The organism is Bacillus cereus group sp. BfR-BA-01382 (genome assembly GCF_022663475.1).
GTDB lineage: Bacteria > Bacillota > Bacilli > Bacillales > Bacillaceae_G > Bacillus_A > Bacillus_A thuringiensis_S.
Genome location: NZ_JAKUFQ010000388.1, coordinates 1 through 256 on the forward strand (window position 1 = coordinate 1; position 256 = coordinate 256).

Below are 256 nucleotides of genomic sequence, written 5' to 3' on the forward strand. Positions count from 1 at the left end.
GTATGTATCCCATTGATCTACCGCTAATTCTAACGGGATACCAATTGTAGAAATAAAATGGAATGTAGCACCTTTCTCCGCTAATGCTAGCATACGGCTAGTTCCTTGGACATTTATATTTTCAAATTGTTTTACATCTCCAAAATGTCTTACATCTGCACCGCAATGAATTATCGTATCCATCTTAGAACTGATGAACATAAATTCTTCTTCGCTCATCCCAAGATACTCTTCCCCCAGATCACCAGCTACGGCC

The 256-nt window shown here is 39.5% G+C and carries 1 protein-coding gene; it reads right to left on the minus strand.

Translation table 11 applies throughout. The features are described 5' to 3' along the window. A partial coding sequence (locus MR160_RS34440; protein WP_242299264.1) for an SDR family oxidoreductase occupies positions 1 to 256 on the minus strand: 256 nt, incomplete at both ends.